Origin of the sequence: Leptolyngbya sp. FACHB-36, assembly GCF_014695955.1 — a bacterium.
Taxonomy (GTDB): Bacteria; Cyanobacteriota; Cyanobacteriia; order Leptolyngbyales; family Leptolyngbyaceae; genus FACHB-36.
In genome coordinates this window covers 1-14164 of sequence record NZ_JACJPG010000254.1, presented here as the reverse complement: position 1 = coordinate 14164, position 14164 = coordinate 1, and the positions used below count along the sequence as shown (strand labels likewise).

Below are 14164 nucleotides of genomic sequence, written 5' to 3'. Positions count from 1 at the left end.
CCGTTGTAGGTGAGCACCTGACCCGCTGTGGCTTTCACCGCCATTTGCGTGCCCACAGACTCATCCTCAACCCCGTCGTAGACCTGCCATGCCGCCGTGTCTCCCAAGTCATAGACGCTGTTTGCGCCGCGCTGTCGCTGGTACAGGGCATACGATCGTGCCGCTACCGCCTGCGCTTTCAGGGCTTCTTGGGGCCAACCGCCGCTCATCTCGCCGCCCAGCACGCTTGCTAGATAATGCTCTAGATCGACATAGTTAACGGCGGTGAGTCCTTTGCTGGTAGGCACTACCAGCGTTTTACCCCGATACCAGCGATTGCCGATGTAGACATACCCGTCGCCCGATGGCTGAACCCAAATCTGCCCCGATTTCCACTGGTCAAGCGCCACGCCGCCGCTCGTTGGCTTCGCTACAAACGCATTCATTGCCGCAATTTCTCCCAGTGGACGCCCCGACCCGTCCAGTACTGCGGCTTTGGTGGAGCTTCCCACTGTCACTTGATTCACTCCATCTTCGATCGCGATGCGCAGTTCAAGCGCTGCATGCGCGGGGGAGATCGCGGCTAACCACACCAGCAGCGACAGCCAGCCACTGCGGGTTCCAAAATTCAGTGCAGATTTCAGGGGCGATCGCACCCAGTTGAGCAAGCGTACCAAGGTCATCGTTGCAATCCTCGCAGGTTCAGACACTCAAGATAAAAGGGCATTACCGTCGCCAGTGGCACAGCACAGGTTAGTTGCGCTCCCCCGACTCCAGCTAGCAGCACTGAATGCTGATTCTGGCATTAAGGGGAATCTACTGCCAACGTCGCCTACTATAGGTCAGTTTGTTCCTAATGGAGGCACCTGTCGATGGATAGATATTTGCAGCCTAACTAGATGTATTGCTACAGGAGCCAGAATCCTACTGATGCTCCTAGATGTAGAGTGCTTAACAATTTTAAATCTTTGTTAAAGCACAGTAAGGTGAACCTGTATCCCCATCCTCCCTACTCCATGCCACCATAGGTTCAGGACATCTCACATGGATTGCTGAGTTTTGCAGATTACGTTTCTAGGAACCAGTTCAGGCGTGCCGACGCGAAGCCGCAACGTTTCCAGTGTTGCCCTACGGCTTCCTCAGCGGGCGGAATTTTGGCTATTTGACTGTGGAGAAGGAACCCAGCACCAAATTCTTCGCAGCGATCTTCGCGTCAGCCAACTAGCCCGAATTTTTATCACCCACATGCACGGTGATCACATTTTCGGCTTGATGGGGCTACTGGCAAGCTGTGGACTGGCGGGCAATACTCAGCGAATCGATATTTACGGTCCACCTGAGCTAGACGACTATCTGAAAGCGTCCCGTCGCTATTCTCAAACGCACTTTTCCTATCCGGTTAAAGTGCATTCGGTGCGCCCAGGCGTTGTGTACGAAGACAGCGAATTTACCGTTAGCTGTGACTTGCTTAAGCATCGGGTTCCTGCCTTCGGCTATCGGATTACGGAGCACGATCGCCCCGGTCATTTTGATGCCAAGCGTGCGGCGGCAATGGGCATTCCGTCAGGTCCACTCTACGGCAAGCTGAAGCGCGGCGAAGTGGTAACGCTGCCGGACGGACGACAGATCCCGGGGGCATTGCTCTGTGGTCCAACGGAAATTGGACGCAAGCTGGCGTACTGCACCGATACAATCTTTTGCGACGCAGCGGTGGAACTGGCGCAGGATGCTGATGTGCTAATTCACGAAGCAACGTTTGCGCATCATGACGCGGAGCTTGCCTACCAGCGACTCCACTCGACTTCGACAATGGCAGCACAGACGGCACTGGCAGCACAGGCTAAGCGACTGATTATGACGCACTTTAGCCCGCGCTACGCACCCGGAAATGCCACGAATGTGCAGGATTTGCTGGCGGAAGCGCGATCGATTTTTCCGAACACTGACCTCGCCTCGGATTTCTGGGCTTACGAAATTCCGCGCCGTCAATCAACGGAGTTAGCAACAGCACAAAGCTAATGGTCAGTGGTAAGTTAGCTGACCAGTTAATTCACTTCTGCCCTTCAAACAATGACTAGCGGCTTGCCTGCCGCAGTCGATCGCGAATGTTCTGTAGCTGCGATTGCGTGCTGATGGGCGCTCTTGGCTGAGGCATTTCGGTGTTGGGCCATCCTGGCAAATCGATGCAGGGGCATTCGAGCGACGGTACCCCGATCGCCTTGAGCGGAACAGGCATCGAGCAGCGAGAGCAAGGACTAATTTCCCACCCGGAACTGAGCAGTTCGTTAATGGTGTAGCTTGTGGCTTCCAAGTAAGAGTCACCGGATTCCGGCGATCGCAGCCGCTTCCAGCAGGCTTCAAACTCATCGCTGTAGCGATCGCCCTGAATCACCGGACATGGCAGAATCGACTCCTTACCGCCGTTGAGCAACACGGGCTTACCCAATTGAAACCAGTAAGCGAGATACTGTCTAACCTGTTGTTCGGCTGCCATAGCGTTCGACCGCAGAAAGTAAATCAGCAGGAGCGCTCTTGTGCCGCAAACTCAGTCAATTATTTTCCAACTCAAGACTGAAGCTGGGAGAAGATCCTGCTTTTGGATAGCTCTATCGTACTCTGTGCCTTTAGCGTATAGCTGACCCAAATCTTGAGCCAATCTTAAGCTCTACAGAGAAACCGTAACTGGCAAGTCAGCAGCAGTAAGGACCGCTCCCTCTTTTCGTTAAAGGGGAAGGGCGGGCTAAAAACCAACACATCAGCTACTCCGTTGGCAGCAGCGCCAGCAGTTCCAGAAAGACGCCGTTCGTCCAGCCGAACCCGATTTCGTTTGAGCTATAGCCAAAGAAAATTTCATCCGACACATTAGAGGAGCAGCGGCAGACATCGTACTTTTCGACTAAGGTGCCTGTGGCTTCAAACTCCTTGACCAGCATGGCAATAAACTTGCGGGCAATGCGATGGGCCGCTTGGGTGTAACCGTAACGCTGTAGCCCTTGTACCGCAATCAGGTGCAGCGGTGCCCAACCAAACGGGGCGTCCCACTGATTGCCGCTGACTTTGGTGCTGGTCAGCAACCCACCCTCAACCTCAAATAGTTCCAGATTTTGTGCAACACGATCGGCTTGCTGCTGAGACGCAATTCCTGCCCAGAGCGGATAGAACGTCGTGGCAAACTCGTAAGGGCGACGAACTCCGGTTTGGAAGTTGTAGTCGAAGTACAATCCGGCTGTCTCGTCCCACAGAAACTGATCAATGCGCTGATGGCGCTCTTGAGCTCGATCGAGCCAGCTTTGCGCACCGCTGTCGTTGCCTAAAATCGTGTGGATGTGTGCTAGGTCTTGCTCCATCTTGTACAGCAGCACATTGAGACAAACTGGCGCGTAGTGAATCACATCGACGCTAAATGGACCAAAGCGATTGGAGATATCAAATCCTGATTCCCGCATTGATCGATCGCCTTTGTAGAACAAGTCGGTGAGGCAGTCTTGCTCCCGGTCGTAGTACAGGCTGAGATCGTAATCGGGCACCTCAAACTGGCGATAGTATTCGCGCACGCGATCGTAATGGGTTCTGCCGTCTTCGTCACGTTCTCCCACCAGCACTTCTGGCGCAGGACCGTTCCCCAGCGCGAAAAAGCGGGACAGCCCAGTGGCAGGGTTCAAGTGCGGCGGCACGCTCCAGTAGTAGTAGTAGCGCTCGATCGTCGGGAGAATCGATTGCAGCCACTCCCGGTCTGGTACTTGCTGATACTGCGCCAGCACCATTGGCGTCAGCATGGGCGGCTGCGATCGTGACAGCATGTAAGTGCGATTGGCATTGAGCACCATGCCGTAGTGCTCAATTTCGTACAGCAATTGCTCGACCATGCACTTGGCTAACTCCATTTCGCCATCGCGCAGTAGCCCCAACTGAATGAAGTAGCTGTCCCAGCCGTACATTTCGTTGAACCGTCCTCCCGGCACCACGTAGGAGTACGGTAGATACAGCAAGCCGTGCTCCTGAATCTGTTCGGCTTCCGCAGGCAGCACCCGCAATTCAATTCGTCGCCATTCGTCCGAACCCAACATCTGCTCTAGCGAGTGCTGAATCTTAGCTTTATCTTCCTGTGGGGAAATATAAACCAGCCATTGGGCGCTATCGATGTGAGCAACCTTCGGATCGCGAGCAGCTTGCAGAATGTGCTCGGGCGATCGAGCCAGCGTTTTCCAGGTTTGTTTGATGTAGGTCTGGACAGCTTGAATTTGCGTACTAGAAGGAAAAGTAGCGGTTTCGGGCATAGTACCAGGGTTGGTAAACAGAGATTCAGCAGCAGTTTGATTCTAAAGTGCATCACAAAAAGTAGGTAATAGGTCGTAGGTAATAATGCTGGGTGCAACTTTCCTGAAGCAGCGCAATCACAGCCCTCTCCCACAAACGAGGAAACTGGAAGCAGTCTGAAAGCTTTCTCTGAGGAAAATATATCCTTCGGTACCCAAGAAAGGAATGAAGGAAAATAGCCAAACGCTGCACCAGCAGTCATTCTGCGGGATGTCCTGGAGATTTCATCTCCGCTTCACTATTTTTTTATCGTTACTGTACGCAATTTCTACGGAAACAGGTCATCGTGAGATGGAATAGCGATATAGCGTTGCGTTGCAGAGAAGCCTCCATGTTGATGACCGAATCGTTGATTCCGGCTGAGCTAACGATCGCGCCCAATCCCTCAACGTTGTCGCTAAACCTGAAGCTTACAACGATCCCTATCGATGCTTATACAGCGTTTGAGCTTTGGCTCCCTGTAAAGAACACCATTCTTTCGTCTGAGGAAGCCCTGCTGCTAGCGAGCGATCGTCCTCGTCTGGAAGGGATCTGCGCTAAACTCACGTGGCTGCTCGGTGCCAGCTTCGTTCGGCATGAGATGCAGGTTCCAGGTCCGCTGGCTTATGAGTGGCAAGCCGTGCTAGCGAAAATTCAGCAGTCGAGCTTCGATGCGATCGACATTACCTACCTGCCGCAAACAATTTGTCCCAACCTGATACGGGAAGGAATTTCTGCCTCGTGGACGCTCTGTCCCGTTAGCTGGAACGTGTCATTTTTGCAGTTTCAGCCAGTGGCAAACGGCTACCGCGTGAAAACACACGCCCTCAGCCTCCTCATTAGCTACGGACAGCCGATCACCAAACGAGTTCGCAATTCCGTCAACGACATCGGAGCGAGCAAATTCTAGACCATTACTTCCCGATTCCCCAAAATTACCTGTCTGGGTACCGCGTTCACCTTACTCCCTTTGCCAAGATGCTGATCAAATCCATTCGCTCAGACTCCATGAGAGGCATCCCATGCAACACCAAATGTGCTGGCTATCCGCCACAGGCAGCAATGGCACCAAACTTCTGCACCTGCGGACGGCTCCCCACCAGCCGTGGCGACCCTACACCACCTTTCCGCAGTATGCCGTGCCGGATTACCCGATCCCGCGTGGCTCTAAAGGCTGGGCAACGTTCCAGCGACTGCATCAGGCAGGTTGGGTTCTGGTGCCTACGGCTCAGGCAGAGTCCTTGCTCTCCCAACCTCGATAACCACACGGTTGTACTACGGTCTCCATGAAATTACAGACGCGATCGCTTGAGGGGGAGAAAGATTCCGCAATCCTTACCAAGTGATTTCTCGTGTAGTTTGTCATCGTTATATCGACAGACATACCGTTATTGTTTGATAGTTGTTTGAGTTTGATAGTTGTTTGATGCCCGGTGTTGCTCGCTTGCTACTTGGAATGCTTCTCATGCAATTAAACCACCCATCCGTTAAATTTCCAGTCTGGCAGTATCTCAAACAGCCAGTGTTCACGTCCAAGACCGTTTTGAACCCGCGTCGATTTTTGTATCTGCACCGAGTTGAGCTGCTTGAGCGCTGCTTGACTCATGCTCACGCCTCGAAGGATTATCGAATCGACTAGAGTTTAAGTTGGTGCAAAGTCGTTGCTGTGGCGGTAGGGTAGCTTGCCCTACCGTTTTTTTTGCAACCTTGTGTTCCTCCTAAGCCGCCCAATATGCAGTAGAACTAATTTATTAAGAAAGAAAAATTAGAGATATTCTAGGCGAGACGGTAGTGGTATTTCATAGAGGATGAGGAATGTTTGAGGCTTTGGATTTAAGGCTTTGGACAGCCGCTTTTGCAGGTAAAAATATGTTGTTTGAATAAAATTCAAAATCGCACCACTATAATTTTCCACTTTCCTGAAAAATGACATGGTTGCTGGATTTTTGGAATTTTCTGAACCTGAAATATGGGAGATTCCAATATCTCAAGCGGTTCTGTGGACGCTACTATCGATCCGGGTGCGCTGCTGCCTGATTACTAAATCTTCTGACTGGTGAGAGGAAGGGCGCGTTCTAACCATCAGCAGTCCTGAGAGCATATGCGAAACGGCCATGAGTTACATCGACACGTGGAGCAAGCTGCTACCGAGACTAAACTCCGGAGGAGTCATGAGCATTCTGACCCAACGACGACCAAAGGAGCGATTCAGCTAGCTTCCAGACCTTGTTTGCGTTGTAGGCGATCGTGGAACTGAACGAGTAGTCAGGCACTCTAGAACTGAGTGTCCCCTTACCTCTGGCTCAAGATAGATAATTAGAGCATTACCGCAAGTACCCTCGCGCTTTCAGGCAACGTTGATGAACATCACTCAGCTTCGGATTCGGTTGGATGACTACTACGAGCAGATCCGCACCATCATCTTGACGCGGCAGAATCCGATCACGGGCTTGCTGCCTGCCAGTACCGCCGTCAACGCCCACGGTGACTACACCGACGCTTGGGTACGCGACAACGTCTACAGCATTTTAGCCGTATGGGGTTTGGGGTTGGCGTATCGCAAGATTGATGACGATCGCGGACGCACCTATGAGCTAGAGCACAGCGTCGTCAAACTCATGCGCGGCTTACTGTTTGCCATGATGCGGCAGATGCATAAAATAGAGCGCTTCAAAGCGACCCAGTCCCCGCTGGATGCTCTGCACGCTAAGTACGACACGCACACGGGCGGAACGGTCGTAGGCGATGACGAGTGGGGACATCTGCAGCTCGACGCAACCTCGCTGTTTTTGCTGATGCTGGCGCAAATGACGGCATCCGGGCTGCACATCATCTTCACCACCGACGAGGTGAACTTCATTCAAAACCTCGTTTACTACATTGGGCGGGCTTATCGGACGCCCGACTATGGGATTTGGGAGCGGGGCGCAAAAATTAACCACGGCAACCCGGAACTCAACGCCAGTTCCGTTGGTATGGCAAAGGCAGCCCTCGAAGCTATGAACGGGCTGGATCTATTCGGCGTGCGAGGCGGGCAAGGCTCCGTAATTCACGTAGTGCCCGACGAGATTGCCCGATCGCGCATTACGCTAGAATCCTTGCTGCCTCGCGAGTCTAGCTCCAAGGAAGTCGATGCCGCGCTGCTCAGCGTCATCGGCTATCCTGCATTTGCCGTTGAAAACGCGGACTTGTGCGATCGCACCCGCACCACGATCGTGCAGAAGCTGCAAGGCAAATACGGCTGCAAGCGCTTTTTGCGGGATGGACACCAGACCGTGATCGAAGATACCAGTCGCCTGCACTACGAGCCGTGGGAACTCCAGCAGTTTGAACACATCGAGTGCGAATGGCCCCTATTTTTCACGTATCTGCTGCTGGATGGCGTGTTTCGGGGCGATCGGGCTCAAATCGACGCTTACCGTCAACGCCTAGAAGCCGTCGCTGTCGAGCGGGAGGGGCTTCACCTGCTGCCAGAGCTGTACTACGTACCCAAAGATGCGATCGAGGCAGAGCGACGATCGCCGCAGAGCCAGCCGCGCCTGCCCAACGAAAACCTGCCGCTTGTGTGGGCGCAAAGCCTGTACCTGCTTGGACAACTGCTCAGCGAGGGGCTGCTAGCGGTAGGCGACATCGATCCGCTGGGTCGGCATTTGCACATTCGGCAGCAGCGCCAACCTCTCGTGCAGGTGGCGCTGCTGGCAGAAGACGATGCGCTGCAAGCGAAACTGGCTGCCTATGGCATCGCCAGCCAAACGCCAACGCAGGTGGAGTCTGTGCAGGTGCGGCAGGCAAAAGAGCTAGTGACTGTTTATGCCCAGATTGGTCGCAATAATCGACTGGGGCTGACAGGGCGGCCAGAGCGACGGTTGCGCAGCCTCATGACGTCTAGAGTGTTTCGGGTTTGTGGGGAGGCGATCGTCTTTCTGCCATCGCTTCTAGACTCGCGGCAGTTCTACCTGACCTTCGATCCGCATTTCTTAGTCACGCAAATTCGAGCAGAGTTGGCACACATCCAGCGCCACTGGAGCCAACTTGGACGCCCAACGTTGACGCTGCTGCTAACGCACACAATGCTGGAAGCAGATGATGTCTGGTCTGAAGACGCGGTACCGCTGCTGACGCTGATTCAGGAACTCAAATCCGGCCTATGCAACGGCGTGCAAGTGCGACTAGGGCAACTGAATCAACTTCTGCTCACGGCTGGGACCGAGCGCATTGACTTTCTGCACGACTTCAAGTTCACTCAGTCCCCGGTCCAGGACGCGGCGCCGCAGTGCATGTATCTCGCGTTTGACCCTGACCGCAGCGGACCACTCAGCAGCATGCAGGAATTTACGCTGGAGTGCGAAACGAACATTAAGCTACTGCTGACCAACCTGCGCGAATCAAACAACCTCTACGAGCAGGTCGAGCTTCTGAGTACGCTCGTCCGTTTGCAGGGCTTCGACTTTGACACAGGATTAGGTCAGCCTGACGAAGTGGTCACCGTAGCACGACTGCTGGACGAGCTTTACGCTAAGGCGGGACAGCTGAAGCTGTGGGCGATCGTGCGCCGCGTCGCTGGACTCTACGACAAGATGGATATGAGTTTGGCGGATGCCGTTACGGATATTCTGGTGCGGCAAAAGCAAATTTCGGTCGGTCGCTCGTACAGCGAAGCCTCGCTGATCACGCGTCCCCTGACTCCCAGCGAAATTATGGACAAAATCCGCGAGTTCTGCCGAGAAGACATTCGCGATCGCGTCCTGACGCAAGAAATTCTGATCTACCTGAGTCTGCTGATCAAATCGGAACCCCGGTTGTTCAACGGGCTGCTGACGCTGCGAGTCGGATTTCTAATTCTGCTGATTACTAGCGAACTGGCGCGAGAACGGGACGTGCCCCAAGACGAGGCGTACGAGGACCTGATGCAGCTTAGCCCTCACGATATTCAAACCCGCCTGCATCAGGTCCTCGTGGGCTATGAAGGACTAGACCAGTCGCTGTTCCGACAGGAATCGCTGCACGTTCGGCAGCAGGAGGCGGCGATCGAGTGGGTGGTGCTGCCGGAAGCGGAATCGCTGGAGGAAGACTGGTGGCGCAAGCGGCAGCTCGATGGCTCGGTGAATCGCGTGCCGAAAAACTTCTACCCCAGCGTTTGGACGGTGCTCAAGCACTGTAGCGGCTTGGTCATTGGCGACAAGCTGGAGCGGCGCAATCGGCTGGAGAGTGACCTGCTGCTGGAAATGACTCCTGGAGAAAAGAACTTTGCTCTGCGAGTAGAGCATCTGCTGAATAAGATTCAGGCTCCAGAGTACCGCCAAGTCAACGTAGAAGCGCTAATGGAGCTGGCAGCGATCGCCGAGCGCAACCCCGCCTTGCAAATCGAAGAATACATCGTTTTGGATGTGCTGGTTGGACACGCGGTGCGGCTGGCGTGGCTCGACCAGCACCCAAACCATCGAGATCGCTATGCCGAACACAAAGCGGCGGCGTGGCGATCGTTCTACGCTACCTCTCCCTATCTCTGCGCTAGCTATGTGGCAAAGGCGCTGCAATTCCTGACGGAACTGGGACACGCAGAGGATATCGGAGCCGCTTAGAGGATGGTTAAGATGTCGTCAGAGACGTTGGCGGTTGCAGGAGCGATCGCCAACGCTCCACCGCAGCTTTTAGCGCCCCTGACAGCCAAGCATCGTACTGTGGGTAGATCGGCAGGCGCGGCACTAACGTCCATCCAGCGTTTCTTAAGCTGTCTGCTAATCGAGTGTCGATCGGATGCGGGTAGTCGGGGTTGACCTCATCTTGGGGTCCAATTCCACCCAAATCTCTTGCTCCCGCCTCTAAACACTCGATCAAGTGTTGCTTGTGCTGAATTAAGTTCGGGGGAACTTGCAGCACGATGTCCTCTGGCAGAATTCGCCGAGCAGCACCGACAACCTCGATCAGGTCCTCGGCGCTAAAGGCTGAACGTTTCCACGCTTCGTTCTGTCCAGGACTGTATGGCTGCAAAATGACTTCCTGAATGTGTCCGTAGCGCTGATGCATACGGGCGATCGCCTCTAACGTTTCCCAACGGTCTGCTTGAGTTTCCCCAAGCCCCAGCAGCAGCCCAGTGGTGAAGGGGATTTGTAGCTCGCCTGCCCAAGCTAACTGCTGCAACCGAACCTCTGGAACCTTACTGGGAGCATGCCGATGCACGGTTTGCAGCAGCGTCGGCGTCACCTGCTCGACCATTAGCCCCATCGACACGTTGACGCTTTTTAAGCGCTCCAACTCAGCAATGCTCAGCGGTCCCACATTCGTATGGGGCAAAAATCCCAGAGATCGGGCTAAATCACACAGGTCGTAGATGCGTTGCAGCCATGCTGGACGATGCGGATGGTGGGGATGCACCTCCCCGCTCAGAATTAGAATTTCGATGATGCCTTGAGGTTGCAGCGATCGCAGTCGGGTTTCTGCCTCCGTCAGGCTCAGCCAGGGACTTTTCCCCGGATCAGTACGAAAGTTACAGTAGGTACAGCGGTTGAAGCACTCATAGGTAGGCACAAGCGTATAGGCTGGACTATACGTTACGGTCTTGGGATGGGATGTCAGCATCGGACGCGTTGGATGTTACTCCAACCCTAGCGTTTTACGCTTAGTCAAGGTACCAAAACGTGTCTTTGGCGATGTGAGTACGACGCTTGGCGTACACGTTTTTGACATGGGTTTTAACGGTGTTCAGACTAATCTGAAGAAGTTTCGCGATGTCTTGATAGGTATACTCCTGCCGCAGCAGCATCCAGATTTCGGCTTCTCGATCGGTTAAGTCATACTTTTTGCGCTCAATCCGCAAATCTTCCTGGAGCCGCTCATCGCAGTTCTCCAGCAGGATCAAGATATACTGCGGCGAGGCTTCATCATAGATAGATGATTCGGTGGTAGAAGTGCCCTTGCCCAAGCCGGAACCCCCAAGCTCATTTCCCTGTAGCCAACGAGCCGTAATCCGAACTGTTTGCTCGATCGTCGAGTCACACTCCATGACACAGCAGGACTGAGCACTATTTGCTCTTAGCAGTCGGTAACACACGTCTAGTACGGGTGCTGGTAGCTTGCGAAACGCTAGGTCAGTGCTAGAGAGACTGGCACACAAGTCCTTTGCCTTAGAATTCCAAAACACGGGACTGAGACTGCGAGAGGCAACAATGACGCCTTGCGGCAGCGCTTCAAGTAAGCAACGGCTCACGAAATCTACTGCGGCAGGCTGCGGTGAGGGTGCTCTTCCCATGCCATCCAATGGTTGAACATCGGCCACCTTACTGGCACATCGTGCCGCCTTGGAAGAGTTTGCAGAGAATCGACTCGTAGCAGGCTCGGATAAAGCAGACAGGAGACGGGCTGTCATAAGTCAAGTTCCTCAAGATCGGGCTTGAGGCCTTATTGTGCTTCCTGTCTTCCTGAACACACAATGAGTAGCCTGTAGACAGTTCTAACCGCGTGAAGCACCCGCATAGATACTGAAGGTGGGTGAAGTAGGCTGAAGCAAGCAGAAGTTTTTCGCCTTCCCAATTGTGAGAAGCTATGAGGTGATGAATAATAGGTCAACCGAGTGCTCAGTCACTCAAACTTGATCGGGTGCTTGTGCGGCTGAGCAGTTCAACTCGGCTTTAATTCATTAACTTCAAGGGGTGGATTCACAATTCCTATTCTTCAGCGAAGTTCGATCGTCGAACTCACCCATTTGGGTACTTTTTGACGTTCCACAGGGTCCACTCTCATAATCCTGTTCAAAGCCTTGGTGCTTCTAGATCTGAAGTGCTCAATCGTTCACAAGTTTTGCCTCTCTACCTGTCTACGCTTTTTCCTGGATTCCTATCGCGCTTGCGTTGTCCAACTGGACACTCCGCTAACTGAATCACTAGCTATGAACCGATGGATTCTTCAAAATACTCATTAAAACTCACAAATCAGGTTCGCCCGGAGCAGCTCGATCGGCTGTTTCCTCCAGAACAGCAGCGCATATACATCTCAATGCTGATGGGTCGAGGGGGGCTAACTCGTCGTCGGGCAGAATACTTTGTGCGGCTGTGGGCATATCTACTGCTCAAGCAACAGCAAGAGCAAGGCGCCTCGCTGATTTCACTCACTCAGCTTCACCTACCAGAGGGGTCTGTTGCCTGCACCCATCGAGAAGCGGCTGAGCTGTTCTACGGTCATAAAGACCGGGGCAGCGATCGGGCGGCGGGATTAATGATCGATCGTTTGGTGGCGCTAGGACTTTTGGAGAAGCAGTTTGACGGGCAAACTCTCTGCTTCCGAATCTGTTCACTGCCCGAACTCGTCGCACCAGCCATACCATCCGCGCCAGTTGGGCTAGAGGTAGACAGTTTTAATCCGCGCACCGACGCGATTCCGATCGCCAATCTGATCACGCGCACTTACGCAGAACTGGTGAAAGATCCCGGAGTTACTTCACAGAAAATCGCGAGAGCACTGCGAGCCTGGGCACAGAACTACCCGAAGGGTATGCGCGTTCTACGCCGCAAGGACAATCACAACCCCGTTGGTGTCGCCGTTCTGTATCCTGTGGCGGGTGAATCAGAGTCTCACTTTTTCCAGCCTCCCAGCAAGAGTTTTTATCTGACCTCGGATGCGGAGGTTGATCCCTTCAAAATGGCAAACCCTGGCGATCGTGACTGCTGCTCAGTTTATGTAAGAGCCTGGATGATCGATACAGCTTTTCTGCGGGATGACAGTCTATTCCTGCTGCTGGACGATTCCAAGAAGACGTTAATTGAAATGCAGGAAGATTTTCCAAACCTCTGCGATTTGTACTCGCTCATCGTTCACCCAATGTACGAAGAGCTGCGGCTGGCGCTGGGATTCCAAAAGACGTTTCAGGACCCCCAACGGTTTTATCACTGGATTTACCTTGCGCTCGATCACTTTCTGGAGGTGGATCTGAACCAGGCATTGGCAAAACTGGTGTTCGCTCCGCAGTGAGAACACAGCTAAAGCATTGTTGAACGGTAGAGCTAATCAAACCAGGTATCCGGTGCTAGCCAGTACTTGCCACTACCCAGGCTGAGAATAGCTGCAGGCTTTAGCAACAGTTCTTTAATCTGTTCTCTAATGCTTGAAACCTGTGCTGTGACTGCAATATGTAAAAATCGCTGCTTCAAAAAGGAACGAATATTAATTTAGTGCTTTACAAAAAGCAATGAAGAAGCCTAAACTACATATCAAGCGGAATTTCCGCCCCATACTACACGTTACATCAAGCACTCATTAAACCCATGACAACTACACTACAGCGCACCGAGCGTGCGAATCTGTGGGAGCAGTTCTGCAACTGGGTAACCTCGACCGACAACCGCCTGTACGTAGGCTGGTTCGGCGTTCTGATGGTCCCCACCCTGCTCTCTGCCACCATCTGCTACATCATCGCCTTCATCGCCGCTCCCCCCGTGGACATCGATGGCATCCGTGAACCCGTTGCTGGTTCCCTGATGTACGGCAACAACATCATCACTGGCGCAGTAGTGCCTTCCTCCAACGCGATCGGTCTGCACTTCTACCCCATCTGGGAAGCGGCTAGCCTCGATGAGTGGCTGTACAACGGCGGTCCTTACCAGCTGATTGTCCTGCACTTCTTGATTGGCGTCTTCGCCTACATGGGACGTGAGTGGGAACTGAGCTACCGCCTTGGTATGCGCCCCTGGATCTGCGTGGCTTACTCAGCACCTGTGGCTGCAGCAACCGCTGTGTTCCTGATCTACCCGATTGGACAAGGCTCGTTCTCGGACGGCATGCCCCTGGGTATCTCTGGCACGTTCAACTTCATGTTCGTGTTCCAAGCGGAGCACAACATCCTGATGCACCCGTTCCACATGCTGGGCGTTGCTGGTGTGTTCGGTGGTTCGTTGTT

At 53.6% G+C, this 14164-nt stretch carries 11 protein-coding genes and 1 pseudogene; 6 read left to right on the top strand and 6 right to left on the bottom strand.

Annotation, left to right across the window (positions count from 1 at the left end; genetic code table 11):
- Positions 1-662: SpoIID/LytB domain-containing protein (locus H6F43_RS06305; RefSeq protein WP_190341750.1), on the bottom strand; the 662-nt coding region annotated here is incomplete at its 3' end.
- 376 nt (positions 663-1038) lie between these two features.
- Between H6F43_RS06305 and H6F43_RS06300 the strand changes: the two genes are divergently transcribed.
- A complete protein-coding gene (locus tag H6F43_RS06300; protein ID WP_190341748.1) occupies positions 1039-1998 on the top strand; it encodes a ribonuclease Z in 960 nt (319 codons plus the stop codon).
- Between the two features lie 55 nt (positions 1999-2053).
- On the opposite strand, the gene H6F43_RS06295 is transcribed toward H6F43_RS06300, so the two are convergent.
- The gene (locus H6F43_RS06295) at positions 2054-2473 is read right to left on the bottom strand and encodes a hypothetical protein (RefSeq protein WP_190341746.1); all 420 of its coding nucleotides are present in this window, start codon (positions 2471-2473) and stop codon (positions 2054-2056) included.
- A 265-nt stretch (positions 2474-2738) separates the two neighbouring features.
- Positions 2739-4256 carry a trehalase family glycosidase gene (locus H6F43_RS06290; protein ID WP_190341744.1) on the bottom strand — a complete coding sequence of 506 codons (1518 nt, stop codon included), beginning with the start codon at positions 4254-4256 and terminating at the stop codon, positions 2739-2741.
- Positions 4257-4627: 371 nt separating this feature from the next.
- On the opposite strand from H6F43_RS06290, the gene H6F43_RS06285 reads away from it, so the two are divergent.
- Positions 4628-5185 (top strand): hypothetical protein, encoded by a 558-nt coding sequence (locus tag H6F43_RS06285; protein ID WP_190341742.1) that lies wholly within the window; start codon positions 4628-4630, stop codon positions 5183-5185.
- A gap of 112 nt (positions 5186-5297) precedes the next feature.
- Positions 5298-5537, top strand: a complete 240-nt coding sequence (locus H6F43_RS06280) for a hypothetical protein (RefSeq protein ID WP_190341740.1) — start codon at positions 5298-5300, stop codon at positions 5535-5537.
- 209 nt (positions 5538-5746) lie between these two features.
- Here H6F43_RS06280 and H6F43_RS22655 read toward each other — a convergent pair whose 3' ends face one another.
- Positions 5747-5881 carry a hypothetical protein gene (locus H6F43_RS22655; protein WP_277879885.1) on the bottom strand — a complete coding sequence of 45 codons (135 nt, stop codon included), beginning with the start codon at positions 5879-5881 and terminating at the stop codon, positions 5747-5749.
- Between the two features lie 754 nt (positions 5882-6635).
- On the opposite strand from H6F43_RS22655, the gene H6F43_RS06275 reads away from it, so the two are divergent.
- Entirely contained in the window at positions 6636-9857 is a 3222-nt protein-coding gene (locus tag H6F43_RS06275) for a glycoside hydrolase family 15 protein (protein WP_190341739.1), read from the top strand.
- A gap of 7 nt (positions 9858-9864) precedes the next feature.
- On the opposite strand, the gene cofG is transcribed toward H6F43_RS06275, so the two are convergent.
- Positions 9865-10854 (bottom strand): 7,8-didemethyl-8-hydroxy-5-deazariboflavin synthase subunit CofG, encoded by a 990-nt coding sequence (gene cofG / locus H6F43_RS06270; RefSeq protein WP_190341737.1) that lies wholly within the window; start codon positions 10852-10854, stop codon positions 9865-9867.
- A 40-nt stretch (positions 10855-10894) separates the two neighbouring features.
- Positions 10895-11641, bottom strand: coding sequence for a LuxR C-terminal-related transcriptional regulator (locus tag H6F43_RS06265; RefSeq protein ID WP_190341735.1), 747 nt, complete (start codon positions 11639-11641; stop codon positions 10895-10897).
- 527 nt (positions 11642-12168) lie between these two features.
- On the opposite strand from H6F43_RS06265, the gene H6F43_RS06260 reads away from it, so the two are divergent.
- Both H6F43_RS06260 and H6F43_RS06255 read left to right on the top strand, forming a co-directional pair.
- Entirely contained in the window at positions 12169-13239 is a 1071-nt protein-coding gene (locus H6F43_RS06260; RefSeq protein ID WP_190341733.1) for a hypothetical protein, read from the top strand.
- 293 nt (positions 13240-13532) lie between these two features.
- A pseudogene (locus tag H6F43_RS06255) lies at positions 13533-14164 on the top strand (photosystem II q(b) protein); the annotation flags it as partial.

What these genes read in the sequence shown, in the direction of transcription:
- H6F43_RS06295 (WP_190341746.1), bottom strand. Translation starts at nt 2,473, where the DNA reads ATGGCAGCCGAACAACAGGTTAGACAGTATCTCGCTTACTGGTTTCAA.
- H6F43_RS06290 (WP_190341744.1), bottom strand. Translation starts at nt 4,256, where the DNA reads ATGCCCGAAACCGCTACTTTTCCTTCTAGTACGCAAATTCAAGCTGTC.
- H6F43_RS06285 (WP_190341742.1), top strand. Translation starts at nt 4,628, where the DNA reads ATGTTGATGACCGAATCGTTGATTCCGGCTGAGCTAACGATCGCGCCC.
- H6F43_RS06280 (WP_190341740.1), top strand. Translation starts at nt 5,298, where the DNA reads ATGCAACACCAAATGTGCTGGCTATCCGCCACAGGCAGCAATGGCACC.
- H6F43_RS22655 (WP_277879885.1), bottom strand. Translation starts at nt 5,881, where the DNA reads ATGAGTCAAGCAGCGCTCAAGCAGCTCAACTCGGTGCAGATACAAAAA.
- H6F43_RS06275 (WP_190341739.1), top strand. Translation starts at nt 6,636, where the DNA reads ATGAACATCACTCAGCTTCGGATTCGGTTGGATGACTACTACGAGCAG.
- cofG (WP_190341737.1), bottom strand. Translation starts at nt 10,854, where the DNA reads ATGCTGACATCCCATCCCAAGACCGTAACGTATAGTCCAGCCTATACG.
- H6F43_RS06265 (WP_190341735.1), bottom strand. Translation starts at nt 11,641, where the DNA reads ATGACAGCCCGTCTCCTGTCTGCTTTATCCGAGCCTGCTACGAGTCGA.
- H6F43_RS06260 (WP_190341733.1), top strand. Translation starts at nt 12,169, where the DNA reads ATGGATTCTTCAAAATACTCATTAAAACTCACAAATCAGGTTCGCCCG.